The sequence below is a fragment of the Streptomyces sp. NRRL S-350 genome, from assembly GCF_000719705.1.
Lineage (GTDB): Bacteria > Actinomycetota > Actinomycetes > Streptomycetales > Streptomycetaceae > Kitasatospora.
Genome location: NZ_JOHO01000059.1, coordinates 16,091 through 42,725, shown reverse-complemented (window position 1 = coordinate 42,725; position 26,635 = coordinate 16,091). Strand labels below are relative to the sequence as shown.

The following is a 26,635-nucleotide window of genomic DNA, read 5'->3' as shown; positions in this document are numbered from 1 at the left end:
GGTGTCGGGGTGGCGCCGGGGGTGGGGGCGGGGGAAGCGGTGGGCTGGCCGGCCGTCGGCGGGGCGGGGTCGCCGAGGGTGGCCGCGTGCAGGGCGTGGGCGGCGGCGACGGAGGCGAGCAGCCGGGCCAGGGGCGGGCCGGCGGCGTCGAGGTCGGCGAGGTGGGAGTCGGCGGTCCGGCGTTCCAGCGCGGCCAGGCCGACGGGGGTGGGGGACGCGGGCGGCGTCGTGGAGGACGTCGCGGTCGGTGGCGCGGGCGGTGTCGCGGAGGACGTCGCGGGCGGGGACGGGACGGCGGAGGCGGGCAGGCCTTCGGCGAGGGCCGCGCGGTGCAGGGCGTTCTCGGCGCGGAGGGCGGCCGGGGCCGAGGGCAGGGCGTCGTAGCCGGCGAGCAGGGTGTCGGTCGCGGCGATCGCGCGGAGCCGGACGGCGACGTCCGGGTCGGGTCGGGGGCCGGTGCTGCCGGGGGCCGGGCCGGTGGGACCGGCGGTGCAGGCGGTCAGGGTGAGCAGTCCGAGGGCCAGGAAGGTCCGTCGGCTGGGCGGCTGCATCGGGGTCACTCCGGGGCGTGTACGGGAGGACGGCCCCCCCGGCTGCCCTCGTTGGCGTGAATGATTACAGAATCCGCACGATCCCGGGCACGGTTCGGGCGCGCCGGGCCCCGGACCGGCCGGTGTGAGCTTGCTCGCAGTGGATGGTGTGCGAGCGGTCGCGAGAGGTCCGGAATCGGTGGTTGGGTGCTTCACCGGATAGGCTTTGGGCCGAGCTGCCGTGACCCGGTGTGGCGCCGAGGGCGCGCGGCGACCTTCTGACAACAGCAGACGCGGCCGAGGAGTCCACCCGGATGAGCACCACCCACACCGACCGGCTGCGAGCGTTGCTGGAGCCGCTGGCCGCGCAGGCCGGACTGGACTTGGAAGACGTCAGGGTCACCAGGGCGGGCAGCCGCCGGCAGGTGCAGATCGACGTCGACACCGAAGACGGCGTGGACATGGACGCCATCGCGGAGTTCAGCCGGCTGGTCGGCGAGGCCCTGGACGAGTCGGACCTGATGGGGGACGAGGCGTACCTGCTGGAGGTCGGCTCGCCGGGCGCGGAGCGTCCGCTGGTCCTGCCCCGGCACTGGCAGCGCGCCGAAGGTCGGCTGGCCAAGATCCACCTGGTGGACGGCGGGGAGCTGGTCGCCCGGGTGCTGGAGGCCGACGAGGACGGCGCGCTGGTCGAGGTGCAGCCGGTGAAGGGGCGCGGCCGCCCGAAGGAGCGCCGTCTGGCGTACGCCGAGGTGGCCCGGGCGCGCGTCCAGGTCGAGTTCAACCGCAAGGACGACGAGCTCCTGGACGAGGCCGCCGACTTCGACGAGGGGGACGACGGCGCCGAGTGACCCTCCGGTGCCGTACGACCATGACGAACGTGACGAAAGACGAGGAGGCGTAGCCGTGGACATCGACATGAGTGCCCTGCGCACGCTGGTCAACGAGAAGAACATCCCCTTCGACCTGCTGGTCGAGTCCATCGAGTCCGCCCTCCTCACCGCGTACCACCGCACCGAGGGCTCGCGCCGCCGCGCCCGGGTGCACCTGGACCGCAAGAGCGGCCACGTCACCGTGTGGGCGACGGAGGACCCGGCGGAGCTGGACGAGGGGGTCGAGCCGAAGGAGTTCGACGACACCCCGAGCGGCTTCGGCCGGATCGCGTCCAGCATCGGCATCCAGGTGATGATGCAGCGCCTGCGCGACGCCGCGGACGACCAGACCTTCGGCGAGTACGCGGGCAAGGAGGGCGACATCGTCACCGGTGTCGTCCAGCAGGGCAACGACCCGAAGAGCGTGCTGGTCGACATCGGCAAGCTGGAGGCCATCCTGCCGCCGCAGGAGCAGGTCCCGGGCGAGGACTACCGGCACGGCACCCGGCTGAAGTGCTACGTGGTGGCGGTGCGCCGCGGCGTTCGCGGTGCCTCGGTGACGCTGTCGCGCACGCACCCCAGCCTGGTGAAGAAGCTGTTCGCGCTGGAGGTCCCGGAGATCGCGGACGGCAGCGTGGAGATCGCCGCCATCGCCCGCGAGGCCGGCCACCGCACCAAGATCGCGGTCTGGTCGCGCCGCGCCGGGCTGAACGCCAAGGGCGCCTGCATCGGCCCGATGGGCTCCCGGGTGCGCGCGGTGATGGGCGAGCTGCACGGCGAGAAGATCGACATCGTCGACTGGTCGGAGGACCCCCGCGAGATGGTCGCCGCCGCGCTGTCCCCCGCGCGGGTGACCAGCGTGGAGATCGTCGATGCCGCCCAGCGTTCCGCCCGGGTGATCGTGCCGGACTACCAGCTGTCGCTGGCGATCGGCAAGGAGGGGCAGAACGCCCGCCTGGCCGCTCGTCTGACGGGCTGGCGGATCGACATCCGGCCGGACACCGAGGGCGCGTCGGAGGACGGCGGCGGCCGTCCCGAATGACGGCTCGGGGAATCGTCCGGCCGGTGGCCGGCGTTGTCGAGGGCGTGCCCGCCGGTCCTCCGGGATCAGCGGGGCGGCGCCATGTCGCTTCGGAGGGGTAGACTTGCCTTCGTCTGGCTGGACGCATGTCCGAGCACGCCCGGAACGCACCTGCGTGGGCTGCCGCAAGCGAGCGGCCAAGCACCAGCTGTTGCGTGTCACGGCGGTCGAGGGCGAGTGCGTCCCCGATCCCCGTGGCGCACTGCCGGGCCGGGGCGCTCACCTGCACCCCGATCCGGCCTGCCTCGACCTCGCGGTCCGCCGTCGGGCGTTCCCCCGGGCCTTCCGGCTCCAGGGCACGCTCGACACGGAGCGGCTCCGCGGGTTCATCGGGGAGCGGGCGGGCGGAGCCCCCTAGTCGGGCCGCCTCCCGCGACGCCGTCGCTCCACGCGGCGGAGAACCACCGCAACAAGCACAGCGCTCGGGCGACCGCGCGCCGTGCCACCAGTCAGGTACCTCGCGATGTGGAAGTAGGTCGAGATTGCGATGAGCACTCGATGAGTACGCGATGAGTACGCGATGGGTACGCCCATGAAGTAGCGACAGTCCGGCGGACGAGACCCCCGGACTCATAGACAGGAGTGAAGTGGCTAAGGTCCGGGTTTACGAACTCGCCAAGGAGCTTGGCTTGGAGAGCAAGGCCGTCATGGCCAAGCTCACCGAGCTCGGCGAGTTTGTCCGTTCGGCGTCCTCGACGATCGAGGCGCCGGTCGTACGCAAGTTGACTGACGCGCTTGGTGTGGCCCCCACCGGTGGTGGTTCCGCTGCCAAGCCGGGCCCGCGGAAGACCGCGGCGCCCGCCCCCGCCGGCTCGGGTTCCCCGAAGCCGGGCGCACCGACCCCGGGTCCGCGCCCCAGCGCGACCCCTGGTCCCCGTCCCACCCCGGCCGCCGCGGCTCCCGCCGCCCCGGCCGCGCCCGCCCCCGCCGCCGCGAAGCCGGCCGGACCGACCCCGGGCCCGCGCCCGGCGGCGCGTCCCGCCGCTCCGGCGGCCCCGGCCGCGCCCGCGGCCGAGTTCTCCTCGCCGGCTCCGGCCGGTGACGCCGCCCCGCGTCCGTCCACCCAGGCCCCGCGCCCGAGTGGCCAGGCCGCCGGCGGTGCCCGTCCGGGCCCGCGCCCGGCCGGCCCGCGTCCGGGCAACAACCCGTTCACCTCGGGCAGCGCCACCGGCATGGGTCGCCCCGGCGACCGCCGCCAGGGCGCGCCGGGTGGCCGTCCGGCCGGTCCGGGCGCCCCGGGTGGCGACCGTCCCCGTCCGGGTGGCGACCGTCCGCGTCCGGCCGGTGCTCCGGGTGCCGGTGCGCCGCGTCCGGGTGGCGACCGTCCGCGTCCCGCTGGTGCTCCGGGTGCCGGTGCGCCGCGTCCGGGTGGCGACCGTCCGCGTCCCGCTGGTGCTCCGGGTGCCGGTGCGCCGCGTCCCGGTGGAGACCGTCCGCGTCCCGACGGCATGCCCCGTCCGGCCGCGCCGCGTCCCGGTGGCCCGACCCCGTCCGGCATGCCGCGTCCGAACCCCGGCATGATGCCGCAGCGTCCGGCCGGCCCGCGTCCGGGTGGTCCCGGTGGCCGTGGTCCGGGTGGCCCCGGTGGCCGTCCGGGTGGTCCGGGTGCCGGTGGCGGCGCACGTCCGGGCTTCCAGGGTCGTCCGGCCGGTCCGGGTTCGCGCCCGGCCGGTGGCGGCGGCTTCGGCGGTCCGCGTCCCGGTGGCGGTGCCCCGGGTGGTGGCGGTGGCTTCGGCCCCCGTCCCGGTGGCTTCGGCGGTCGTCCCGGTGGCCCGGGTGCCCGTGGTGGCACGCAGGGCGCCTTCGGTCGCGGCCCGGGCGGTCGCCCGGCGCGCGGTCGCAAGTCGAAGCGGGCGAAGCGCCAGGAGTACGAGGCCATGCAGGCCCCGTCCGTCGGCGGTGTGATGCTGCCTCGCGGCAACGGCCAGACCGTTCGCCTGTCGAGCGGCGCCTCGCTGATGGACTTCGCGGAGAAGATCAACGCCAACCCGGCCGCGCTCGTCTCCGTCATGTTCAACCTCGGTGAGATGGTCACGGCGACGCAGTCGGTCTCCGACGCGACGCTGCAGCTGCTCGCCGACGAGATGGGCTTCGTCCTGGAGATCGTCAGCCGGGACGACGAGGACCGCGAGCTGCTGGAGTCGTTCGACATCGACTTCGGCGCCAACGAGGGCGACGAGGACCAGCTGGCCGCGCGCCCGCCGGTCGTCACCGTCATGGGTCACGTCGACCACGGCAAGACCCGCCTGCTGGACGCGATCCGCAAGTCCAACGTGGTCGCGGGCGAGGCCGGTGGCATCACCCAGCACATCGGTGCGTACCAGGTGGCCACCATGGTGAACGGCGAAGAGCGCCCGATCACCTTCCTCGACACCCCGGGTCACGAGGCGTTCTCCGCCATGCGTGCCCGTGGTGCCAAGTCCACCGACATCGCGATCCTGGTGGTCGCGGCCAACGACGGTGTCATGCCGCAGACGGTCGAGGCGTTGAACCACGCCAAGGCCGCGGGTGTGCCGATCGTGGTCGCCGTCAACAAGATCGACGTCGAGGGTGCCGACCCGACCAAGGTCCGCGGTCAGCTGACCGAGTTCGGTCTGGTGGCCGAGGAGTACGGCGGCGACACCATGTTCGTCGACATCTCCGCGCGCCAGGGCCTCAACATCGACCAGCTGCTGGAGGCCGTGGTCCTCACCGCGGACGCCTCGCTCGACCTGCGGGCCAACCCCCACCAGGACGCGCAGGGCATCGCCATCGAGGCCCACCTCGACAAGGGCCGCGGCGCCATGGCGACCGTGCTCGTGCAGCGCGGTACCCTCCGCGTCGGCGACTCGATCGTCGTGGGCGACGCCTACGGCCGCGTCCGCGCGATGCTGGACGAGAACGGCAACAGCCTCGCCGAGGCCGGCCCGTCCCGCCCGGTGCTGCTGCTCGGTCTGACCTCGGTGCCCCGCGCCGGCGACAGCTTCATCGTCGTCGACGAGGACCGCACCGCCCGCCAGATCGCCGAGAAGCGCTCGGCCCGCGACCGCAACGCCGCCTTCGCGCAGCGTCGGGTCCGGGTGTCCCTGGAGGACCTGGACAAGGCCATCGCCGCCGGCTCCATCGAGCAGCTCAACCTCATCATCAAGGGTGACGTCTCCGGTTCGGTCGAGGCCCTCGAGGACGCCCTCGTCAAGCTGGACGTGGGCGAGGAGGTCGAGCTCCGGGTCCTGCACCGCGGTGTGGGTGCCATCACCGAGTCCGACGTGGACCTGGCGATGGGCTCGGACGCCATCATCATCGGCTTCAACGTGCGCGCCGAAGGCCGTGCGCGTGCGGCGGCCGACAAGGAAGGCGTGGACGTCCGGTACTACTCGGTCATCTACCAGGCGATCGAGGAGATCGAGAACGCCCTCAAGGGCATGCTCAAGCCCGAGTACGAGGAGGTGCGCCTCGGCTCCGCGGAGATCCGCGAGGTCTTCCGCTCCTCCAAGTTCGGCAACATCGCCGGTGTGCTGGTCCGCGAGGGCCTGCTGCGCCGCAACGCCAAGGCCCGCCTCATCCGCGACGGCAAGGTCGTGGCGGAGAGCCTCACCATCGAGGGTCTGCGCCGCTTCAAGGACGACGCGACCGAGGTCCGCGAGGGCTTCGAGGCCGGCGTCACCCTGGGGTCGTTCAACGACATCAAGGTCGACGACGTCATCGAGACCTACGAGATGCGCGAGAAGCCGCGCGCCTAGTCGGTCACAGCCGGGGCCGGTCGACGGGTGGTATTTCCGTCGACCGGCCCCGGTCTCGCTGTGTAGGGTCCGGGGTAGTCAGATGTAGCGGCGCCAGCCCGGTTCCGGGCTGCTCCCCGAGGCCTTCCAGGTCGGCGAGACCTGTCACACATGTTCGTGGGAACACTCACCTTCGACCTGCTGCTGGGCGACGTCCACTCGCTCAAGGAGAAGCGTTCGATCGTGCGGCCCATCGTGGCCGAACTGCAGCGCAAGTACAGCGTGTGCGCTGCCGAGACCGGGAACCAGGACCTGCACCGCCGGGCCGAGATCGGCCTCGCGGTGGTCTCCGGCGAAGCCGGGTACGTCACCGAGGTCCTGGACAGCTGTGAGCGGCTGGTCGTCGGCCGCCCCGAGGTACAGCTCCTCTCCGCGAGGAGGAGGTACCACACCGACGACGACGAATGAGAGCCGTGGAGCAGGGTGGCGGAAGTCGCCGTTCTCACACGGATCAGGACCGAGAGCGCCCGCAAGGCCGGGCGCGGGCCGGTACTTTGGGGCATGGGCCCCGACGGGTGCGCACTTCGCCCGGGTACCGGGCCCATTGCACGAGGAGGCAACGTGACCGACACCGCAAGGGCGCGCAAGCTCGCCGACCGCATCCAGGTGGTCGTCGCCCAGACGCTGGAACGGCGGATCAAGGACCCGCGACTGGGGTTCGTGACCATCACCGACACCCGGGTGACCGGCGACCTGCGCGAGGCCACCGTCTTCTACACCGTCTTCGGTGACGAGACCGAGCGCGAGGCCACGGCCGCCGCGCTGGAGAGCGCCAAGGGCGTGATCCGCTCCGAGGTCGGCAAGATCGGGGTGCGCCACACGCCGTCGCTGACCTTCGTCGCCGACGCGCTGCCGGACAACGCCCGGAACATCGACGACCTGCTCGACCGGGCTCGGCTCTCCGACGCCGAGGTCCGCACGCAGGCGGCCGGGGCGACCTACGCCGGCGACGTCGACCCGTACCGGGCCCCGGCGGCCGAGCGTGACGACGAGGACGAGTAGTCATGGCGGGTGAGTCGGCGGAGGCCGCCTCGCGAGCCGGATCGACCACGGGGGCGTCCTCCACCAGCACGGTGGAGGGTGCCCTCGCGGCGCTCCCCGGCCCGCGCGCCGAGGAGAGCGGTTTCGAGCTGCTCTGGCAGCAGGTGGTGGCGGAGATCGGGCGGGCCGGGTCGATCGACCTGATCTGCCACATCTGCCCCGACGGCGACGCGCTGGGCTCCTCGCTGGCCGCCGCGCTGGCGCTGCGCGCGCTCGGCAAGCAGGTGCGGGTCTCCTTCGGCGACGACCCGCAGATCGTGCCCGAGTCGCTGACCTTCCTGCCCGGCCAGGAGCTGATCGTGCCGGCCGCTGAGGTGCCCGAGGTGCCCGAGCTGGTGCTCTGCTTCGACGTGGCCGCCGAGAGCCGGCTGGGCCTGCTGCACGACAAGGCCTTCGCCGCGCCCGTCCTGGTGGTGTTCGACCACCACGCCTCCAACCCGGGCTTCGGCACCCACCAGTTGATCGACCCGACCGCGCCGGCCACGGCCGTACTGGTCGACGAACTGCTGCGCCGCCTCGGCGTCGAACTCGACCAGGACCTGGCCACCTGCCTCTACACGGGTGTCGCCACCGACACCGGCTCGTTCAAGTACCGGGCGACCACCCCCGCCACCCACGAGCTCGCCGGCCGGCTGCTGGCCACCGGCATCCGGCACGACCTGATCTCCCGGCAGCTGTGGGACACCTCCTCCTTCGGCTACCTCAAGGTGCTCGCGGGCGCGCTCGACCGGGCGGTGTACGAGCCGGAGGCGGCGGGCGGGCTGGGCCTGGTGTGGACCTGGGTGCCGTACCAGGACCTGGCGCTGTTCAGCGTCACGGTAGAGGAGATCGAGGGGCTGATCGACGTCCTGCGACGCCCGGCCGAGGCGGAGGTGGCGCTGGTGCTCAAGCAGGACCCGGACGGCACGCTGCGCGGCTCGTCGCGCTCCAAGGGCGCGGTGGACGTCGCCGCGGCCTGCGCCCGACTGGGCGGCGGGGGGCACGTCTTCGCGGCCGGGTTCAGCGTCCGCGAGGACGTGGCGACGGTGGTCGAGCGGTTCAGGAGCGCGCTGCTGCCGGTACGTTGAGCATCCTGCGTTGAGCACCCTGCATGTCGTTTTCAGAGAAAGAACCCGATGAAGCGCAAAGGCACCGGCCCGGACGGCCTGGTGATCGTCGACAAGCCCGAGGGCATCACCTCCCACGGGGTCGTCGCCAAGCTGCGGTGGCTGGCCGGGACCCGGAAGGTCGGGCACGCCGGCACCCTGGACCCGATGGCCACCGGCGTGCTGGTGATCGGCGTCGAGCGGGCCACCCGGCTGCTCGGCCACCTCATGCTGACCGCCAAGACGTACGAGGCCACGATCCGGCTCGGCCAGACCACCGTCACCGACGACCGGGAGGGCGAGGTCACCTCCTCGACGGCGGCCGACGCCGTCACCCGGGAGGCGATCGACGCCGGGATCGCGGCGCTCACCGGCGAGATCCTGCAGGTGCCGTCCAAGGTCAGCGCGATCAAGATCGACGGCAAGCGCTCGTACGCGCGGGTGCGCGAGGGCGAGGACTTCGAGCTGGCGGCCCGGCCGACCACCATCCACTCCTTCACGGTGCACGCGCAGCGCGCGGCGGTCGCCGAGGACGGCACGCCGGTGATCGACCTGGACGTCACCGTGGAGTGCTCCTCCGGCACCTACATCCGCGCGCTGGCCCGGGACCTGGGCGCCGGGCTGGGCGTCGGCGGCCACCTGACGGCGCTGCGGCGCACCAGGGTCGGGCCGTACGGGGTGGAGTCGGCCCGCACCCTGGAGCAGTTGGAGGCCGCCGTCACCGGCGACTCCGCGACGGGGCTGGAGGTGCTGCCGATCGCGGCGGCCGCGGCGGCGGCCTTCCCGCGCTGGGACCTGGACGAGGCGGCGGCGCAGAAGCTCTCGCACGGCGCCCGGCTGAAGGCGCCCGGGATGGGCGTGGACGGGCCGATAGCGGTGTTCGCGCCGGACGGGCGCTTCCTCGCGCTGGTCGAGGAGAAGGACGGGCAGGCGAAGCCGGTCGCGGTCTTCGTCGGCTGAGCCCGGTCTCTCCGCCACCCCCGTCGGGAGTCCTCCCGGCGGGGGTTCTCCCTTTTCGGGGCTCCGTCTTTCGGGTCTCCGTCTTTCGGGTCTCCGGCACTTTTCGGGGCTCCGTCACTCGATCGTGAAGGGTCACTCGCACGGAGGAGCGCGCGAGGTGAACGCCCGTGGTGAGCGGCGCAGGCGCGGTCGGACCGCCCTCCCGGCGGGCAGGCTCCCGGCGGTGGGCGAGCAACGGTCGAGGGGGACACAGATGCCGGGATTTCCGGACGGCGATCCGGGGCGCTACCTGCTGCGGATCCGCGACCTCAACGGGCGGTTGCGCGGCTTGGGGTTCGTCGCCGACCCGCAGGGCGGGGTGCTCACCGCACACGAGAGCGTGGCCGGACTGGACCGGATCGTCCTGCACACCCCCGGCGGCCAGACCCGGGTGCTGGGCCCGGACGCCGTCCTGCCGCTGCCCCAGTACGGCCTCGCGGTGCTGCGCACCGACGGGGTCGGCGGCCTCCCGGTGCCGCCGCTGCCGGTGGGCGCGGCCGGGGCGGGGCGCGAGGTGCTGCTGCCCGCGCTGGAGGGGGAGGACGGCCGGGCGGTCGCACTGCGCTGCGGACTGCTCGGGCTCACCGGTGCCGCCTACGGCGGGCACCTGCTCGGCGGGGTGCTGCTCCTGGATGTGCCGGTGGTCGGCGGCGTCACGGTGCCGGCCGGCTCGCCGGTGCTGGACGCGCGCAGCGGGGCGGTGATCGCGCTGGCCGCGCCCGCCGTACGGGGGCCCCAGCACGGCGGGGCACTGCCGGCGGTGGCGGCGGGGAGCCCCGGTACCGGCCCCGCGGGGGCGGTGGAGGCCGCGGAGGTGCTGGCCGGGCTGCTGGCCCGCAACGCGGCGGCCGTGCCCGCCTACGGGTCGGCGCTCAACCTGGCCGGGGTGCTGCGGCTGACCGCCGCCCAGCTGTCGGCCGCCGGGGCCGGGCCCGGACGGGTGGCCGGGCTCGCCGCGGACCGGGTGGACCGGCCGGACGGCCTGGCCGGGGAGGAGCCGCCCGCGACCGTCACCGCGCTGGTCGGCGCCCCCGGCAGCGGGCGCTCCACCGAACTCGCCGCGCTCGCCGTCCGCCGCTCCGGCGCCCACGCGCCGCTGCCCACCCTCTGGCTGCGCGGCGCCGACCTGCGCGCCGAGGACCGCTCGCTCGCCGACCCGATGGAGCGGGCACTGGCCGCCACGGCGGCCGGGCTCGGCATCCCGGCGCCCGCCCCGGAACCGGTGGCGGCACTGTGCGCGGCGGCCGGGCGGCCGCTGCTGGTGGTCCTGGACGGCCCGGAGGAGGCCCCGGCCCCGCTGGACGCGCGCTGGCTGCGCGGCGCCGGCCAGTGGCTCACCGGCTGCGGGGCGCGGCTGCTGACCGCCTGCGGGGAGGAGCTCTGGGACCGCCTGGCAGCCGAGACCTGGGGCGGCGGCACACCGGGCGCCCACCGGGGCCAGGAGCAGGAGCCGCACCCGGACGGCGACCTGAGCAGCGCCCCCACCATCCGGATGGACGGCGGCGGCCCGGGCGCGCCCAGCCTGATCGGGCAGCGGCTGGGCCCGCTGCCCGTCGAGGCCGCCGAGCGGGTGCGCCGCCGGTACGGGCTGCCGCCGGACCGGCCGACCGCCGCCGAGGACGCCCGGCACCCGCTGGTTCTCCGGCTGGCCGGCGAACTGTGGGCGGAGGGGCTGCGGGACGGCACGGCGAGCCGGGGCGAGCTGTTCGGCGCCTTCCTGGACCTGCGCTGCCTGCGGGTGGCCCAGCGGCTCGCCGAGGACGGCCGGACGCGGCGCCCCGGCGCCCACCGGCGGGGCGCCGCCCGGCCCGGCGCACCGCCGCCCGGGCGGGTGCGCCGACTCGCGGCGGCGGTGGCCGGGCGGGTCCACGAGGGCGCCCGGCGGATGCTCGGCACCGAGCCGGGCGGGCTGGACCGGGCGGCCTTCGAAGAGCTGTTCCCGGCCGACGGCGGCTGGGCCGCGGCGGTGCTCGCCGACGGCCTGTTCGTGCCCGCCGGCCCCGGGTTCCGCTTCGCGCACGGGGAGTTCGCCGACTGGCTGCAGGGCCTGCACCTGGACCTGGACGCGGCGCTGCGGCTGCTGCTCGGCGAGGACGAGGACACGCCCCCCTGGTCCGGTGACGAGCCCGGGGCGGGAACCGGGGGCGGGGTCGGGGGCGGGGTCGGAGGCGGAGAAGGACGGCCCGGCGCGGCCGCCCGGGCGTACACCGTCCCCCGCCACCGGATCGGCCCGGTCGCCGCCGCACTGAGCCGGGTCGCCGAGACCTGGGGCGCGCCCGCCCTGGACCCGTGGCTGCACCGGATCTGGCGCGCCCTGGACCTGCGCCCGCCCGGCAGCGAACCCGCCTGGTGGGCGGCCCGGTTGCTCACCGCCGGCCTCGCCGCCAGCCCGGACGTCACCGAACACCGGGCGCTGCTCGACCAGTTGGCCGGGCGGATCGCCGAACGGGCCGGCGCGGCAGGCGGGGTGGCGGGCGGAGCGGCGGCTGGGGCGGCAGCCTTCCCGGCCGCCGGACTCGGCCGCTTCGGCCCGGCGTTCTGGACCGGACTCGGCCTGCCCGCCGAGACCGAACTCGCGCTGCTCCGCCGCCTGGTGGTCGCCGACGGCCCCGGGCAGCGCTTCCTCGACGCGGTGGCCGCGCGGCTGCGGGCCGACCCGGTCGCGGTGTTCCCGCTGCTGTGCGCCTGGTTCGACGACCCGCGCGGCCTGCCGGGCCGCGCCGGCCCCGGCGGGTGCCGAGTCGTCGCCGACCTCGCCCACGACCTGCTGTACGCCCACCGTCGGCTCGCCCTGGACGAGTTGGCCGACGCGCTGGCCGCCGCGGCGCACCCGCGGGCGGACGCGCTGCTCACCGTGCTCGCCGCCGAGGAGCCGTCCGCGCTGTGCCGCGCGGTGGACCGCTGGAGCCACGACCGGCGGCCAGAACGGCACGTCGCCGCGGCCGTGCACGGGCTGCGGACCGCCCCGTACGCGACCGGCGCCGGAGCCGAGCTGCTGAGGTACGCCGCGCTGACCCTGCTCGCCCGCGAGGAGGAGCCCGGTCTGCACGGCGCGGCGCTGGCCCTGCTGGTCCGCGACCCGGCGACCCGGGCCGGGCACCTCCCGGCCGCGCTCGCCCTGCACCGGGCCGGCGGCGACGCCTTCCTGACCCCGAGGGCGCTCGCCCCGGCCCTGGAGAGCGACCCGGAGGCCGTCCTGGCCGCGCTCGCCGACCGGCTGGCGGCGCCCGGCGCGGCCCCCGCCGAGACGCTGCGGGTGCTCGCCGACGCCGCCGCCCCGGGGGCCGTCCGGCGGGGCGCCGACCTGGCCGCCCGGCTGCTGCGGGCGCACCCGGCGCTGGCCGGCCCGGTCGCCGTCGACTACCTCGGCCGCCGGCTGGCGCGGGGCGGCGCCGTCGGCCCGGCCGACCGGCTGGAACTGCGGGTCCTGCTCGGCGCCGCCCTGGCCGCCCGTACGGCGGCGGCGCGGGTGCCGTTCGCCGAGGTGCTGTCCCGGCCCGTGGCCGACCCGGCGGCGGACGCGCTGCGCTGCGAGCTGCTGGACACCCTGCTCGCCACCGAGGCCGACCCGGCGGTGCTCACCGCCGCCGTGGAGCGGCTCGCCGAGCACTGCGCGGCCGAGAAGCCCGCCCGCGCCCGCGCGGTGCTGGCCCGCGCCGCTCCCGGCCTGCCGGACGCCGACGAACTGCTGGTGCGCTGCGCCGGACGGTTCGCGGCCTTCGCCCTGCTGCTGGTCCGCTGGCCGCGGGACGCCGCGCCGACCGCTCCGGACGGCCCCCGGCTGGTCCGGATGCGGGCCCTGGCGGCGGCCGGCCGGGATCCGCAGTACGCCGCGGCCGAGGCGGAGCGGACCGCGACCGGGGTGGGCCGCGCGGCCGCCGGTGCGCTCAACCCGCATTCCGGTGCCTGAGCCCGGGCAGGCGCATGGCACGCTATAGGGGTTCGGGTTTTGAGCGTTTGAGCGTACAGAGGGTACGCGCCGTACGGAACAAGGAGCGGTCAGGTGCAGCGCTGGCGTGGCCTGGAGGAGATCCCCGGTGACTGGGGACGCAGCGTCGTCACCATCGGCTCGTTCGACGGGGTCCACCGCGGGCATCAGCTGATCATCGGGCGGGCGGTCGAGCGGGCCCGCGAACTCGGCCTCCCCGCGGTCGTGGTGACCTTCGACCCGCACCCGCGGGAGGTCATCCGCCCGGGCAGCCACCCGCCGCTGCTCGCGCCGCACCCGCGCCGCGCCGAGCTGATCGCGGAGCTCGGGGTGGACGCGGTGCTGGTGCTGCCGTTCACCACCGAGTTCTCGAAGGAGTCCCCGGAGACCTTCGTCCGGCAGGTCCTGGTGGACGCGCTGCACGCGCGGGTCGTCATCGAGGGCCCCAACTTCCGCTTCGGGCACCGGGCCGCCGGGGACGTCGCGCTGCTCACCGAGCTGGGCCGGGCGGACGACTTCGAGGTCGAGGTGGTCGACCTGCAGGTGTGCGGCACGGCCGGGGACGGCGAGCCGTTCTCCTCCAGCCTGACCCGCAGGCTGGTGGAGACGGGGGACATGGCCGGCGCCCACGAGGTGCTCGGCCGTCCGCACCGGGTCGAGGGCGAGGTGGTGCGCGGCGCGCAGCGCGGCCGCGAGCTGGGCTACCCGACCGCCAACGTCGACACCGTGCCGCACAGCGCGATCCCCGCCGACGGCGTGTACGCGGGCTGGCTGACGGCGGACGGCGAGCGGATGCCGGCGGCGATCTCGGTGGGCACCAACCCGACCTTCGACGGCACCGCCCGTACCGTCGAGGCGTACGCCATCGACCGGGTCGGCCTGGACCTGTACGGGCTGCACGTCGCGGTGGACTTCCTGGCCTACCTGCGCGGGATGGAGAAGTTCGACTCCATCGAGGCGCTGCTGGACCGGATGGCCGACGACGTCAAGCGCGCCCGCGAGCTGACCGACGGCGTCTGAGCCGCGCAGCGACGGAAGGGGCCGCCGACCCGGTGTCGGCGGCCCCTTCCCGTGCCGTCACTGCTGGGGTGCCTGCGGCGGGTAGCCGTAGCCGGGCGGCGGGGGCTGGTAGCCGTCCGGTCCGGCGGCCGGGTAGCCGTAGTCGGGGCCCGGCTGCGGGGCGGGCGCGCCCTGCTGAGGCGCCCACGGCTGCTGCTGCGGGTAGCCGTACCCGGCCGGGGGCGGCGGGGCCTGGCCGGGCTGCGGTGCCCACGGCGCGCCCGGGGCGGGCTGCGGGGACTGCGCGCCCTGGGCCTGGTAGGGCTGCGGCTGCGGGGCCTGCGCCTGCTGCCAGGAGGACTGCTGGGCGGCGGCCTGCTGGGCCCGGACGATGTCCTCGCCCACCAGGGTGGCCAGCTCGAAGTACGCCTCGCGGACCTTGGGCCGCATCATGTCGAGGTTGACCTCGGCGCCGGCCGCCAGGCTCTCGTCGAACGGCACCACGACGACGCCGCGGCAGCGGGTCTGGAAGTGCGCGACGATGTCCTCGACCTTGATCATCTTGCTGGTCTCGCGGACTCCGGAGACGACCGTGATGCTGCGCTGCACCAGGTCGGCGTAGCCGTGCGCGGAGAGCCAGTCCAGGGTGGTCGAGGCGCTGGAGGCGCCGTCCACGCTGGGGGTGGAGACGATGATCAGCTGGTCGGCGAGGTCCAGCACGCCGCGCATCGCGCTGTAGAGCAGGCCGGTGCCCGAGTCGGTCAGGATGATCGGGTACTGGCGGCCCAGCACGTCGATGACCTGGCGGTAGTCCGAGTCGTTGAAGGTGGTGGAGACCGCCGGGTCGACGTCGTTCGCCAGGATCTCCAGGCCCGAGTTCAGGTCCTGCGAGGTGAACTGACGGATGTCCATGTAGCTGCGCAGGTGCGGGATGGCCGTCACCAGGTCGCGGATGGTCGCGCCGGTCTGGCGCTTGACCCGGCGGCCCAGGGTGCCGGCGTCCGGGTTGGCGTCGATCGCGATCACCTTGTCCTGGCGCTCGCTGGCCAGGGTCGCGCCGAGCGCGGTGGTGGTCGTGGTCTTGCCGACCCCGCCCTTGAGGCTGATCACGGCGATCCGGTAGCAGCTCATCACCGGGGTGCGGATGATCTCCAGCCGGCGGGCCTTCTCGGCCGCCGCCGCCTTGCCGCCGAACTGGAAGCGCGACTGCTGGCGCTGCTGCTTGGGCTGGCTGCGCAGCAGCCGGTCCGAGGACAGCTCGACGGCGGCGGTGTAGCCGAGCGGCGCGCCGTGCGCGGTCTGCTGCGGGGCGGCGGACTGCTGGAACGCGGCGGGCTGCGGGGCCTGCGGCTGCTGCCACTGCTGCGCGGGGGCCGGGGGCTGGGGCTGCTGGACCTGCTGCGGCTGGGCGGGCTGGGGCTGGCCGGGCTGCTGGTACGCGGCGGGCTGCGGCCAGCCGCCCTGGCGCGGGTCCACCGGGCCGGGCTGGGCCTGCGGCTGCGGCTGGACCGGCGGCTGGGCCTGCGCGGGCTGCTGTGCGGCGGCGGCCGTCTGGGCCTGGGCCTGGGCCGCCCAGGCGGCCTGCGGATCCCACGCCGCCTGCGCGTCCTGCGGCTGCTGCGGGACGGCCTGGGCGGGCGGCTGGGCGAAGGCCTGCGGCGGTCCGGGCTGCGGGGGCTGCGCGGCCGCCGTGGGAGCCGGGGCGGGCGCCGGGTACGGCTGGGGTGCGGGCGGCTGGACCGAGCCCTCCGCCGGCGGCCAGGCAGGGGCGGCCGCGGGCGGCTGCTCGGCGGCGGGGACGGGGACGGGGGCCGTCATCGGGGGCGGCGCCGGGAACGGGACGTGCTGCGCCTCGGCCTGGACCGGAGGCGCCGACGGCCCCGGGGCGACGGGCGCGGGCGGCGGCACCGGGGCCGCCGGCGGGGCCTGGCCCTCGGCCGGGGCCTGGTCGTGCGCCGGGGCCGGAGCCGGAGCCGGCGCCTGGGCGTGCGCCGCCTCCTGCGCCGGGGCGTCCGGCGCGGCCGGCGCCTGCGCGGGCGGCACGGCCTCCGCAGCGGGCGCGCCGACGGGCGGCCCCACCGGAGGGGCCGCCGACGCAGCGGGAGCCGGAGCGGGAGCCGGGGCCGCGGCCGCCTCCGTCTGCACGTACCAGGACGGGGGAGTGTAGTCAGGCGCGTCCGACCAGTCGTCGTCGTCCTCTGCCGCGTTGTCGCCGACGTAGACGCCGTCCCGATCGCTGCTCACTCTGGCTCCCTCGTGTTCGCCGCCGCTTGTTCAGCGGTGCCGTTGCCGCATCACAGACTAGGCCGTACGGCAACCCCCGTTGAAGGCGGCTTCGGTTCCGCGGCGGCCCGCCGGGTGCGGCGAGCCGCCGCTCAGTCCATCCGTCGCGGACCGCCGAGCACCTGCTGCTCGGCCTGCCCGGCCACGGCCCGTACGTACTGGCGCCGCATCCGGGTCGCCCACAGGGTGAGGTCGTCGCCGAGGGTGGGCAGCGTGGCCACGTCCTGCGCCGGGAGCGACAGCACCCGGCCGGTCAGCTCCGCCTCCTGCGGGGAGATCCGCTGGACGCCGACGAGGTCGGCGGCGTTCAGCACCCGGGCGGCGTTCGGGCCCAGGTACGGCAGCAGCGTCAGGGTGGTCTGCCAGGGCGCGGCGGAGAGCCGGCTGCGCGGCGGGCGGGCGCCGAGGTCGCGCACCACCAGCACCGGCGAGGCCACCGAGGCGCCCTGCGGTCCCAGTCGGCCGACCTGGTGGACCGTCACGCACGGCTGGCCGCCGCCGGCGGCCTGCGCCATCGGGCCCCAGAGCTGACCGCGGGCGGTCTCCACCACGACCCGGGCGCCGATCGCGGCGGCCCGCAGCGCGATGATCTGCGCCGTCCACATGCCGCCGACCAGGACCAGGTCGTACGCGCTGGGGCGGAAGAGGCCGAGCACCGCGGGCAGCCCCTGCGGGTCGACGCCGATGACCACGCCGTCGTCGCCGACCGGGAAGGCCAGGGCCGCGAGGTCGGCCGGCTCCAGGACGTGCTTCTCCCGGCGGGGGCCGCGCAGGCCGAAGCCGGGCAGGATCCGCGGCCGCGGCCGGCGCTGTTCGGTGCCCGGCTGCGGGCCGAGGGCGGGGTAGGTCTGGTACGCCATCAGGACGCTCCTCCCAGCGGCAGGGTGGCGAGCATGCCGGGGGCCTGCTCCAGGTCGAGCCGGACGAGGCCGAGGCCGGCGCTCTGCGCCCTGGTCTCCACCTGGCGGCCGACCAGTCCGACCTCGCTCTCGCTGCGCCCGGTCACCCGCAGGTGTCCGCTGATGGTGACCGAGCCGCCGGTGCCGTGCCCGGCGGTCAGGCTGAAGGTGCTGGCGAGGGCCGGGGAGCCGGTGATCAGGTTGACCAGGTCCGGCGCGGCGATCCGGCCGGGGGCGCCGCCGGGGCGGCTGAGCTGCGGCCAGCGGGAGATCCCGTAGGTGGTGTGCCAGCGGTCGTCGATCCGCCAGAACCGGTTGCCCTCCTGGGTGCGGCGGGTGGTGCCGCCGCCGCTGCCGGTGCCCTGGCGGCCGGCCACCGCGATCGGGTTGGCACAGGCGGAGATGGCCAGGGCGGCGATCAGTTCGCGCTCGTCCAGCACGGTCGCGTTGAACCCGGCGCTGTTGAGCCGCCCGGCGAGCTGGTCGGTCACCCGCTGCAGTGCCTTGCGGGCGCCCTCCTCGCCGCCGCCGCGGGCCCGGACGGCGGTCGCCGCGCGCTCCGGGTCGAGCTTGAGGGCGACCCAGGTCAGCCGCAGCCCCGGCGTGGAGGTGCCGTCCGGCAGTTCGCGGTAGGCGCGGGCGGCCAGCGACTGCTCGGGCAGGTGGGGGGCAGGGGCGGGCTGGGTGTGCTGGACCAGCTGCACCGACTCCAGGGTGATGTCGTCCACCGTGAGCGCCGAGCAGACGACGTCCAGCGGCAGCGGCAGCGCGGTGCGCACCGGGCGCAGCGGCTGGTCCTTGGCCTGGACGAGCAGCACCGAGCTGAGGAAGGTGCCGTCGCCGACCATGCCGGTCTCCCGGCGGACGGGGCGGCCGCCGAACTCGGCCTCGGTGGCGTGGGTGCAGGTGCGCAGCCCAGGTTCGAGCTCCAGCGCCGGTGCCAGCGCCGGGTCGGTGCCGGCCGGCGGCAGCAGCGTCCGGGCATTCCTGCGGCGGGACTTGAGGGCGGCGCGCACCCGAAGCAGCTCCGGGATGGTCCGCCCGCGCAGCGGGACGACCGCGACGACGAGCAGGAGCAGGGCGACCGCGCCGAAGCCGGCCGCGGCCGGGCGGCTGATCGTCCAGCCGACCGCGACCAGGGCCGCCGCGACCTCGACCAGGACGAGCTGCTGGAGCTTCAACCGGCCGCCGAGCAGCCCCGGTCGGGGATTGACCCGGACCTGGACGGCGCCGCCGGCGCCCGGCTGCGGCCCCGGCTGCGGACGGTCGGGCCCGGCCCCGGCGGGCGGCGGACCGGCGTGCTGCGCCCGACCGGCCCGGCGCGACCTCCCACCTCCCGTGGTGCGGCGGCGTCCTGGAGCGGTCTGGCTTGGCATCCCCCGGTGGCCCTCTCTGATCCGTGGTCGCGGCCCGACTGGCTGGTTCGCGGACCGTACCCGTACCGTACTCACCGTCTGCTGCCGCATCGTAGAGGGTTCGCGCCGGTTCGTGCCCGGCGGGTGGACCACGGGGCGGGTCGGTCCGGCAACGGCCGACGAGGGCTGACAGGTCTGACAGGTCCGACAAGGGGGACGACGAGGATGGCATCGCGCCGGGACGAGCTGAACGCCTACACCTTCGCCCGCAAGCGGACGGTGGGCGCGTTCCTGCTGCCCGCCGGCGGCGGCAGTGACGAGGACGCGCCGCGTCCGGTGAAGGCGGTGCTGCCGAGCGTCCTGGCCGGGGTGGTGGTCGTGGCCGGGTTCGGGCTCTGGGGGGTGTTCAAGCCGAGTGCGCCGGTGAAGTGGGACGACGGCAAGAACATCATCCAGGGCAAGCAGTCGACCACCCGCTACGTGGTGCTGACCGACCCGGACAACAAGACCAAGCGGCTGCACCAGGTGCTCAACATGTCGTCGGCGCGACTGGTGCTGCCGGCCGACGCCAAGGTCGTGGTGGTCGACGACGGGGTGCTCGACCGGTACCCCAACCACGGTCCGACGATCGGCATCCCGTACGCGCCGGACAAGCTGCCGACCAAGGACAACGCGAGCCAGTCGATGAAGTGGGCGGTCTGCGACCGCCCCGGCTCGGACGAGAAGCAGGAGACCGTCAACCAGGCGGTGTTCGTGGCGGCGGGCGCGGACGCGGCGGCGCTGTCGGCGAAGGACCGGATGCTCGGCCCGGACCAGCTGATGCTGGTCCAGCAGGCCGACGAGCAGCAGGTGGCGGCCGTGCCGGCGCCGGGTCAGCCGGCTGCCGCGGGCGCGAAGGTCTTCCTCGTCGACGCGCAGGGGCGCAAGCACGAGATCGGTTCCCCGCAGTCGGACGACAAGGAGCGCAAGGCGCTGATCACGGCGGTGTTCGGGCCGAACGCGGTGCCGCAGCGGGTCAAGCGGGAGTGGCTCGACACCCTGGTGAGCGGCACCCCGGTCACCTTCCCGAGGGTCGAGGGCATGGCCGACTCCCAGGGCGCCAACTCCGCGGTGAAGCTGGAGAACGCGGCCGACCGCCGGATCGGCCGGCTGGTGCACTACCAGGACCGCCACTACGTGGTCGGCAAGGACCAGCTCTACCTGGTCACCCCGTTCCAGGCGGAGCTGATCCGGCAGAACCCGGCCTACCAGGTGCTCTACAAGTACGACCAGGACAAGAAGCCGCGCAGCGACGAGATGACCCCGGCCGACAACTCCATGGCGGGCGGCGACGTCCGACTGCCGGACACGCCGGCGGACTGGCCGCTGAAGTCCGGTGCGCCGGTCAACAACTGGCAGGACCGCCAGGACGCCCGGCTGGTCGTGTGCAGCACCTTCGACGGCGTCGCCGAGGACGGCCGTACGCCCAAGCGCAGTGTCTGGGCCGGGACTTCGTACCCCGCGCCGTACAACAACGGCGCCGGCGCCGGGTACGTGACCCCCGGGCACGGGCTGTTCTACCGCTCGCTGGACAACAGCACCGGCGGCTCCGGCACCGACTACCTGATCACCGAGACCGGGTTGCGCTACGCCGTGCCGTCCAACGGTGACGGCGGCCACGCCACCGCCTCGCCGCAGCCCGGACAGGCGGGCGCCCCGAAGCAGCCCACGCCGCAGCCGAGCACCGCGGCCCCCGGGGCGCCGGACCAGCAGCCCGGTCAGCAGCAGGACGAACCCGGCGGCAACCAGGCCCGGTTGGGCTACCAGGGGGTCCAGCCGCTGCCGGTGCCGCACGAGTGGTCGGACCTGGTCCCGGCGGGCCCGCCGCTGACCGCGAAGAGCGCCGCCCAGCCGCAGAACGCCTGACGCAGAACACCCGATCGACCAGGCGCGGCAGTGGATTTGGCCGCAGTGTCATGGTCTGGTAACTACTCAGTGCTCGGTGTTGGGCGAGCTGCGTGTGCCGACTACAGTGCTGCTGGGCATCACACGGGTGATGCGGCGGTCGGGGCCCGCAGGGCCCTCCGCATACGCAATGTTGTCTCATGGGGGACGGTGGAGCATGGCTCAGGGTCAGTTCACGATGACCGCTCAGGAGATGCTGGCTTTCGCCAAGCAGATCGAAGAGGCCATCGGCAAGATCGAGGCCGAGCGGACCAAGCTCATCAGCACGGTCTCGGGCATCACCGGTGGCTGGCAGGGCCAGGCGGCGACCGCGTACACGAACCTGCAGAACAAGGTCAACGACGACATCGCGAAGCTCAAGGAGTCGCTGAACGCGATCAAGCACGCGATCGAGCAGACCACCAAGCACTACGCGAGCACCGAAGAAGAGCAGAAGGCGATGTTCTCCACCGCCCAGGGCTGATCGCCGTACCGCGCTGATCGCCGTCACCCGCGCTGATCGCCGCCCGCGCGCCGATCGCCGGTCTGTTCCGCTCCACCGCTCGGCGGGGCGTCCGCCACTGACCGCAGGACGCCCCGCACCCTCGTCAAGGGAGACAACGTGTCCGACCACATTCTCGTCAACTTCGAGACCGTTCACCACGCGGCCGAGGAGGTGCGGGCCTCGGCGGGCCGCATCGACCACCTGCTGAACGACCTCCGGGGCAACGTCACGCGCATCGCCTCCAGCTGGCAGGGCGTCGCCCAGGAGGGCTACCAGGCCCACCAGAAGGTCTGGGACGACCGCGCCAAGGACCTCCAGCAGGTCTGCACGCAGATCGCGACCTCGCTGGACAACGCCGCGCAGAGCTACAAGACGACCGAGGACAACAACGCCAAGCTCTGGCACTGACGACGCGTTCCCCAGGGGGAACGACAGGGGGCGGGTACCCGGACTCCGGGCACCCGCCCCTCGGCGCGCGGCACGGGTGGACGACATGAGGGGTGGCAGGGTGTCCGGACGCGGGTACCGGAAGGCGGCCGCGGCACTGGCCGCGCTGGCGGTGCTGGGCGGCCCGCTCGCCGCCCCGGCGTACGCCGACGGCGGGCCCGGGCTGGCCGCCGCGGGCGACTGCCCCAAGAACGCGCCCGACGTGCAGACCGTGCCGTGGTCGCTGCAGCGCCTGCTGCTGGACGAGCTGTGGCAGGGCGGGAGGACCACGGGCAAGGGCGTGAAGGTCGCGGTCATCGACACCGGCGTCGACCGGAACAACCCGCAGCTGGCCGGTCAGGTGCCGGCCACCGACCCCGCGGTCGACAAGAACCCCCCGCCGCCGGTCGACAAGGTCCAGGAGGGTTCCAACCTGCTGGTCAACCGGGAGACGAAGGAACCGGTCCCGGGCAAGTCCACCGAGGACCCGGTCGGTCACGGCACCAAGGTGGCCGGCATCATCGCCGCCCGCAAGAGCGACCGGACCGGCTTCGTCGGACTGGCCCCCGACGCCCAGATCCTCTCGATCCGGCAGAACGACAGCGACGGCAACGGCGACGTCTCCACGCTCGTGAAGGCCGTCCACGAGGCGGTCGCGGCCAAGGCCAAGGTCATCAACATCTCCCAGGACGTGCGCGGCGCGGGCGACGCCCACTTCGGCGGGTACCAGGAGCTCAAGGCCGAGATCGAGGCCGCGGAAGCGGCCGGTGTCGTGGTGGTCGCCTCCACCGGGAACGACGGCAAGGAGGGCGACACCTATCCGGGCGCCTTCCCGACCGTGCTGGCCGTCGGTGCCTCGGACCGCAACAACGAGCGCGCCCCGTTCTCCCAGTACGGCTCCTTCGTGAAGGTCGCCGCGCCCGGCGTCGACATGCTGTCCACCGTGCCCGGCAGCGGCCAGTGCGTGGACAACGGCACCAGTTTCGCCGCCCCGTACGTCTCCGGGCTCGCCGCGCTGCTGGTCGGCGCCCACCCGGGGTGGAAGCCGGCCCAGGTGCGGGCCTGGATCGAGCAGACCGCCCAGCGCACCCAGCGCGACCCGGACCGGTTCGTCGGCTGGGGCGTGGTGGACCCGGTCAAGGCCGTCACCAAGGCCCCCGACGTGGCGCCGGCCACCCCCACCCCGGACGCCCCGGTGCAGCTCGCCTCCGCCCCGATCGTGCCGCGGCCGGTGGGCCTCGGCGAGACCCAGGCCGACCGCGACGGCCGCACCGCGACGTACGTCCTCGGTGTCGGCGTGCTGCTGGTCGCCCTGCTGATCGGCGGCGGTGTGGTGCTGCGCGACCACCGGCGCAAGTCCGCCGACTGATCCCGGGACTGGTCCCGTGCGTCCTGTGAGTCCCGTGAGTCCGTGAGTCCGTGCGTCCCGCGGCCGACCCCGTGACCGGTCCGTCGACCGGCCGCAGGACCCGGACCCGTCCGCCGCGCACCGGAATTCCCCCGGAACGGCCGTAACACCGCCGCCCGCCCACCGCATCGATGAAGTGTCAGGACGGGCGGACCACGGGGGGCGGCGCACATGGGGTGGATCGGGACCGGCCGGGAGGCCAAGGATGCCGAGTTCCTGGAACTCGTCGCCGGGCGCACCGGCCACCTGTACCGCTCGGCCTGCCTGCTGACCAGCGGCGACACCCACTACGCCGAGGACCTCGTCCAGGAGGCCCTCAGCCGGATGTACGTGCTCTGGCGGCGCAGCGCCTTCACCGGCGGCCGGAGCCGGATCGAGAATCCGGCGGCCTACACCCACACCGTCATGGTGCGCGCCTTCCTGGCCCAGCAGCGGCGCCGCTCCAGCGGCGAGCGACCCACGGAGGCCCTGCCGGAGCCGGCGGGGCAGGACGCCGACAGCAGCCTGCGGCTGACCCTCCTCGACGCGCTGGGCCGGATGCCGCCCAAGGACCGCGCGGTCCTGGTGCTGCGCTACTGGGAGGACCGCAGCGTCGAGGAGACCGCCGACGTCATGCGGGTCTCCTCCGGTGCCATCCGCACTCGCACGACCCGGGCGCTGGCCCGGTTGCGCACCTTGCTCGGCGAATCGCTGGCCGAGCTCGCCGCGCGCTGACCACTTCTCGGAACCTCCACGCAAGGAGACGGTGAACACCCATGTCCGAACCGGACAAGTTCGAGGAAGATCTGCTCTACGCCCTCACCCGCACGGGTGAAGGCTTCCGCACCGAGGAGGCCGGCCTGGTCGTGGGCGGCTACCGGCGCGGCCGCGGCCGCTGGCGCCGCCGTTCGACCGCCGCGGTGGTGGGCGGCGCGGCCGCACTGGCCCTGGTGGGCACCGGCGCGGTGTACCTGGCCGGCGCGCCGGCGGGCCGGGGCGCGGTGGCCGCGTCCGTCCCGCTGACGCCGGCGGGTACCGGCACCGGCCCGGCGGCCCGGGCCTCTGCGGGGTCCGCGCCGGCGTCCGCGTCCGTGGTCACCGGCGACGAGGTGCTGGCCGCCTTCCGGGCCCTGCTGCCCCAGGGCGAGACCCGAGAGGCCGTGGGGCGCGGCACCGACGACCCGGCGCTGAAGGGGTCCTTCGCGGGCGCGGACCTGGTGTTCGACGACGGCCACGGTCCGGCGGCGGTCTCGATCTCGATCCAGAAGCACCGAAAGGGCCAGACCCAGGCCCGCACCTGCCCGGATCCGAAGCTCAACCGGATCGACTCCTGCACGGTGACCACCCTGGCGGACGGCTCCTCGCTGTACCTCAGCCAGGGCTACGAGTACCCGGACCACCGGGCCGACACCAAGGAGTGGATGGCGGTGCTGACCGGGCCGGACGGCCGGGAGATCCTGGTCGACGAGTGGAGCGCGCCGCGCGAGAAGGGCGCGCCGGACAGCCGCCCCAACCCGCCGCTCACCCCGGAGCAGCTGAAGGCGATCGTCACCGACCGGTCGTGGGACCGCATCGTCGCCGCCGTCCAGTACGACGGGGTCGACCACGCGAGCGCGGACCCCGGCCTGTCCCTGGACGACCGCCGGGCGATCCTGGCCCGGCTGCTGCCCGCCGGGGTGACCGTCACCGGGATCGAGGGCAACGAGGTCACGGCCGACGTCCGGCTGGCCGGGGGCGGTACCGCCGGCTCGCTGTTCCTGCGGGTGCAGAAGCTGTCCGGGGCGGCGCGCGACAAGACGCAGCAGACCGCCGGGGGCGCGACCGTCCTGCCCGACGGGGCCAGGCTCAGGCTGTACGGCCCGGGGACGGCAACCGTGGAGGCGCAGCCGATGGCGGAGCTCCTACGGGGGGACCTGCAGGTCACGGTCGGCCAGGGGCCGACCGGCAAGCCGCTGCTCACCCTGGAGCAGTTGTCGGCGATCGCCACCAGCCCGGAGTGGCAGGCGAAGAAGTAGCGGTGCGGACGTGGCGGTGCCCCGGGCTGGGGGAGGCCCGGGGCACCGCCGTGTGGGGGAGGGGTGGGGGTCAGGACTGCTGGTCCTCGGGGAGGCTGATCACCCAGTGGGTGTCCTGTCGGGGGCGCAGGTAGAACAGCCAGTAGAGGGTGGCGGCGGCGGTGATGCCGCCGGTCCACAGCAGGGGCTCGGTGTCCAGCTTGGTCATCACGTAGACCAGGACGGCGATCAGCACCACCGGGACGGCCGGCCACAGCGGCATCCGCCAGGCGGCGGCGTGCTTGTGGTGGGCGCGGCGGGAGAGCAGCGCGGCGATCGCGACCAGCAGGTACATCCCGGTGACGGCGACGCCGGTGATGTTGCTCAGCAGCTCGCCCTTGACGAAGCAGAGCGCGGCGCCGGGCAGGCCGACGGCCAGGGTGGCGACCCACGGGGAGCCGAACCGGCCGAGGGTGGCGAAGGCCTTGTTGACCGGCTCGGGCCAGGCCTTGTCGCGGGCGGAGGCGAACAGCACCCGGGAGTTCTGGATGACCATGACGATGCCGGCGTTGATGATGGCCAGCGCGACGCAGAGGCTGATGAAGGTGCCGACGGCGGAGTTGCTCCACGCGGTGACCATGCCGGAGATGTCGCCGGAGGTGAGGGTCTGCAGGTCGGGGGCGCCGACGGTGATGGCGACGACCGGGATCAGGATGACGGCGGAGGAGATGCCGAGCGTCCACAGCACGGTGCGCGAGACGTTGCGGCGGGGGTTCTCCAGTTCCTCGGAGAGGTAGACGGCGGTGGAGAAGCCCTGGGTGATGAACAGGGCGATGCCGAGGGCGCCGACGATGGCCCCGATGCTCACCGTGGTGGTGGCACCGCCGTCCCCGGCGACCACGCCGTGCAGCAGGCTGGGGGCGTGGCTGTTGGCGTGGGCGAAGCCGAGCACCGAGACGACGCCGGCCGCGATGACCTCCAGGACCAGGAAGACGCCGGTGATCCAGGCGTTGGCGCGCAGGTCGAGCAGGCCGGCCAGGGTGGCGGCGAGCATCACGGCGGCGCCGGTCATGGCCTTGTCGAGGTGCAGGACGGGCGCGAGGTAGTCGGCGGTGCCGAGGGCGATGACCGAGGGGACGATCATCACCACGATCAGCGAGAGCACGAAGACCAGCCAGCCCATCAGCCGACCGGCCAGGGTGCCGACCATGGCGTACTCGCCGCCGGCGCTGGGGATCAGGGTGCCGAGCTCGGAGTAGCAGAACGCGACGGCGACGCAGAGCACGGTGCCGATGGCGATGGCCAGGGCGGTGGCGCTGCCGATGCTGGAGAACAGCTCCGGCACGATGACGAAGAGCGTCGAGGCCGGGGTGACGCAGGACAGCGTGAGCAGGGTGCCGCCCACCACGCCGATCGAGCGCTTGAGCTGCTGGGGCGAGGCCGCCCCGGCCGCCGGGGCGGCTACGGTCTGTGGCGGGCGAAGCGTGTCGGTCATGTGGCTTCCGATCGGCTCTGTGCGGTCCTGGAGTGGGAGCGGTATCGCCTCCGCTGGCTGGTCGCTCGGGTTCTG

Annotated in this window: 21 protein-coding genes; 16 read left to right on the top strand and 5 right to left on the bottom strand. The window is 74.7% G+C overall.

Translation table 11 applies throughout. From position 1 onward, the window contains the following. Window positions 1-560 (bottom strand): hypothetical protein (locus tag IF30_RS0133300; RefSeq protein WP_158835662.1); only part of this gene is annotated, 560 nt, incomplete at its 3' end. A 284-nt stretch (window positions 561-844) separates the two neighbouring features. On the opposite strand from IF30_RS0133300, the gene rimP reads away from it, so the two are divergent. From rimP to IF30_RS0133245, 10 genes are all read left to right on the top strand, one after another. Further along, entirely contained in the window at window positions 845-1,381 is a 537-nt protein-coding gene (gene rimP / locus IF30_RS0133295) for a ribosome maturation factor RimP (protein WP_030245480.1), read from the top strand. A 55-nt stretch (window positions 1,382-1,436) separates the two neighbouring features. Further along, window positions 1,437-2,444 carry a transcription termination factor NusA gene (gene nusA, locus IF30_RS0133290; protein WP_030245479.1) on the top strand — a complete coding sequence of 336 codons (1,008 nt, stop codon included), beginning with the start codon at window positions 1,437-1,439 and terminating at the stop codon, window positions 2,442-2,444. A gap of 103 nt (window positions 2,445-2,547) precedes the next feature. Next, window positions 2,548-2,841 carry a YlxR family protein gene (locus tag IF30_RS0133285; protein ID WP_078891895.1) on the top strand — a complete coding sequence of 98 codons (294 nt, stop codon included), beginning with the start codon at window positions 2,548-2,550 and terminating at the stop codon, window positions 2,839-2,841. Between the two features lie 229 nt (window positions 2,842-3,070). Beyond that, a complete protein-coding gene (infB, locus tag IF30_RS45845; protein WP_078891894.1) occupies window positions 3,071-6,202 on the top strand; it encodes a translation initiation factor IF-2 in 3,132 nt (1,043 codons plus the stop codon). A 150-nt stretch (window positions 6,203-6,352) separates the two neighbouring features. Further along, a complete protein-coding gene (locus IF30_RS0133270) occupies window positions 6,353-6,649 on the top strand; it encodes a DUF503 domain-containing protein (protein WP_030245470.1) in 297 nt (98 codons plus the stop codon). A gap of 153 nt (window positions 6,650-6,802) precedes the next feature. After that, on the top strand, window positions 6,803-7,243 hold the full coding sequence (gene rbfA, locus IF30_RS0133265) for a 30S ribosome-binding factor RbfA (RefSeq protein ID WP_030245468.1): 441 nt from the start codon (window positions 6,803-6,805) through the stop codon (window positions 7,241-7,243). A 2-nt stretch (window positions 7,244-7,245) separates the two neighbouring features. Then, a complete protein-coding gene (locus tag IF30_RS0133260; protein WP_078891893.1) occupies window positions 7,246-8,349 on the top strand; it encodes a DHH family phosphoesterase in 1,104 nt (367 codons plus the stop codon). Window positions 8,350-8,397: 48 nt separating this feature from the next. Continuing rightward, window positions 8,398-9,327, top strand: coding sequence for a tRNA pseudouridine(55) synthase TruB (gene truB, locus IF30_RS0133255; protein ID WP_030245465.1), 930 nt, complete (start codon window positions 8,398-8,400; stop codon window positions 9,325-9,327). A gap of 253 nt (window positions 9,328-9,580) precedes the next feature. After that, window positions 9,581-13,276, top strand: coding sequence for a hypothetical protein (locus IF30_RS42350; RefSeq protein ID WP_051711747.1), 3,696 nt, complete (start codon window positions 9,581-9,583; stop codon window positions 13,274-13,276). 93 nt (window positions 13,277-13,369) lie between these two features. Next, window positions 13,370-14,314, top strand: a complete 945-nt coding sequence (locus IF30_RS0133245) for a bifunctional riboflavin kinase/FAD synthetase (protein ID WP_030245462.1) — start codon at window positions 13,370-13,372, stop codon at window positions 14,312-14,314. 57 nt (window positions 14,315-14,371) lie between these two features. On the opposite strand, the gene IF30_RS0133240 is transcribed toward IF30_RS0133245, so the two are convergent. From IF30_RS0133240 to eccE, 3 genes are all read right to left on the bottom strand, one after another. Beyond that, a complete protein-coding gene (locus tag IF30_RS0133240; protein ID WP_030245460.1) occupies window positions 14,372-16,537 on the bottom strand; it encodes a MinD/ParA family ATP-binding protein in 2,166 nt (721 codons plus the stop codon). 131 nt (window positions 16,538-16,668) lie between these two features. After that, a complete protein-coding gene (locus IF30_RS0133235) occupies window positions 16,669-17,436 on the bottom strand; it encodes a hypothetical protein (protein ID WP_051711745.1) in 768 nt (255 codons plus the stop codon). Then, window positions 17,436-18,851, bottom strand: coding sequence for a type VII secretion protein EccE (gene eccE, locus IF30_RS0133230; RefSeq protein WP_078891892.1), 1,416 nt, complete (start codon window positions 18,849-18,851; stop codon window positions 17,436-17,438). The genes IF30_RS0133235 and eccE overlap by 1 nt, the downstream gene beginning before the upstream one ends. 204 nt (window positions 18,852-19,055) lie before the next feature. Here eccE and eccB point away from each other — a divergent pair, with 204 nt between their 5' ends. The 6 genes from eccB (at window position 19,056) to IF30_RS0133200 (ending at window position 25,086) form a co-directional block, all read left to right on the top strand. Next, complete coding sequence (gene eccB, locus IF30_RS0133225) at window positions 19,056-20,735, top strand: type VII secretion protein EccB (protein ID WP_030245455.1); 1,680 nt, start codon at window positions 19,056-19,058, stop codon at window positions 20,733-20,735. Window positions 20,736-20,931: 196 nt separating this feature from the next. Further along, entirely contained in the window at window positions 20,932-21,237 is a 306-nt protein-coding gene (locus tag IF30_RS0133220) for a WXG100 family type VII secretion target (protein WP_030062514.1), read from the top strand. Between the two features lie 138 nt (window positions 21,238-21,375). After that, window positions 21,376-21,666 carry a WXG100 family type VII secretion target gene (locus tag IF30_RS0133215; protein ID WP_030245454.1) on the top strand — a complete coding sequence of 97 codons (291 nt, stop codon included), beginning with the start codon at window positions 21,376-21,378 and terminating at the stop codon, window positions 21,664-21,666. A 100-nt stretch (window positions 21,667-21,766) separates the two neighbouring features. Beyond that, the gene (gene mycP, locus IF30_RS0133210) at window positions 21,767-23,053 is read left to right on the top strand and encodes a type VII secretion-associated serine protease mycosin (protein WP_324605673.1); all 1,287 of its coding nucleotides are present in this window, start codon (window positions 21,767-21,769) and stop codon (window positions 23,051-23,053) included. 210 nt (window positions 23,054-23,263) lie between these two features. Continuing rightward, on the top strand, window positions 23,264-23,806 hold the full coding sequence (locus IF30_RS0133205) for a SigE family RNA polymerase sigma factor (protein WP_030245450.1): 543 nt from the start codon (window positions 23,264-23,266) through the stop codon (window positions 23,804-23,806). A 41-nt stretch (window positions 23,807-23,847) separates the two neighbouring features. After that, the gene (locus IF30_RS0133200; RefSeq protein WP_051711741.1) at window positions 23,848-25,086 is read left to right on the top strand and encodes a hypothetical protein; all 1,239 of its coding nucleotides are present in this window, start codon (window positions 23,848-23,850) and stop codon (window positions 25,084-25,086) included. Window positions 25,087-25,156: 70 nt separating this feature from the next. On the opposite strand, the gene IF30_RS0133195 is transcribed toward IF30_RS0133200, so the two are convergent. Next, entirely contained in the window at window positions 25,157-26,560 is a 1,404-nt protein-coding gene (locus tag IF30_RS0133195) for an APC family permease (protein WP_030245447.1), read from the bottom strand. Window positions 26,561-26,635 lie beyond the last annotated feature (75 nt).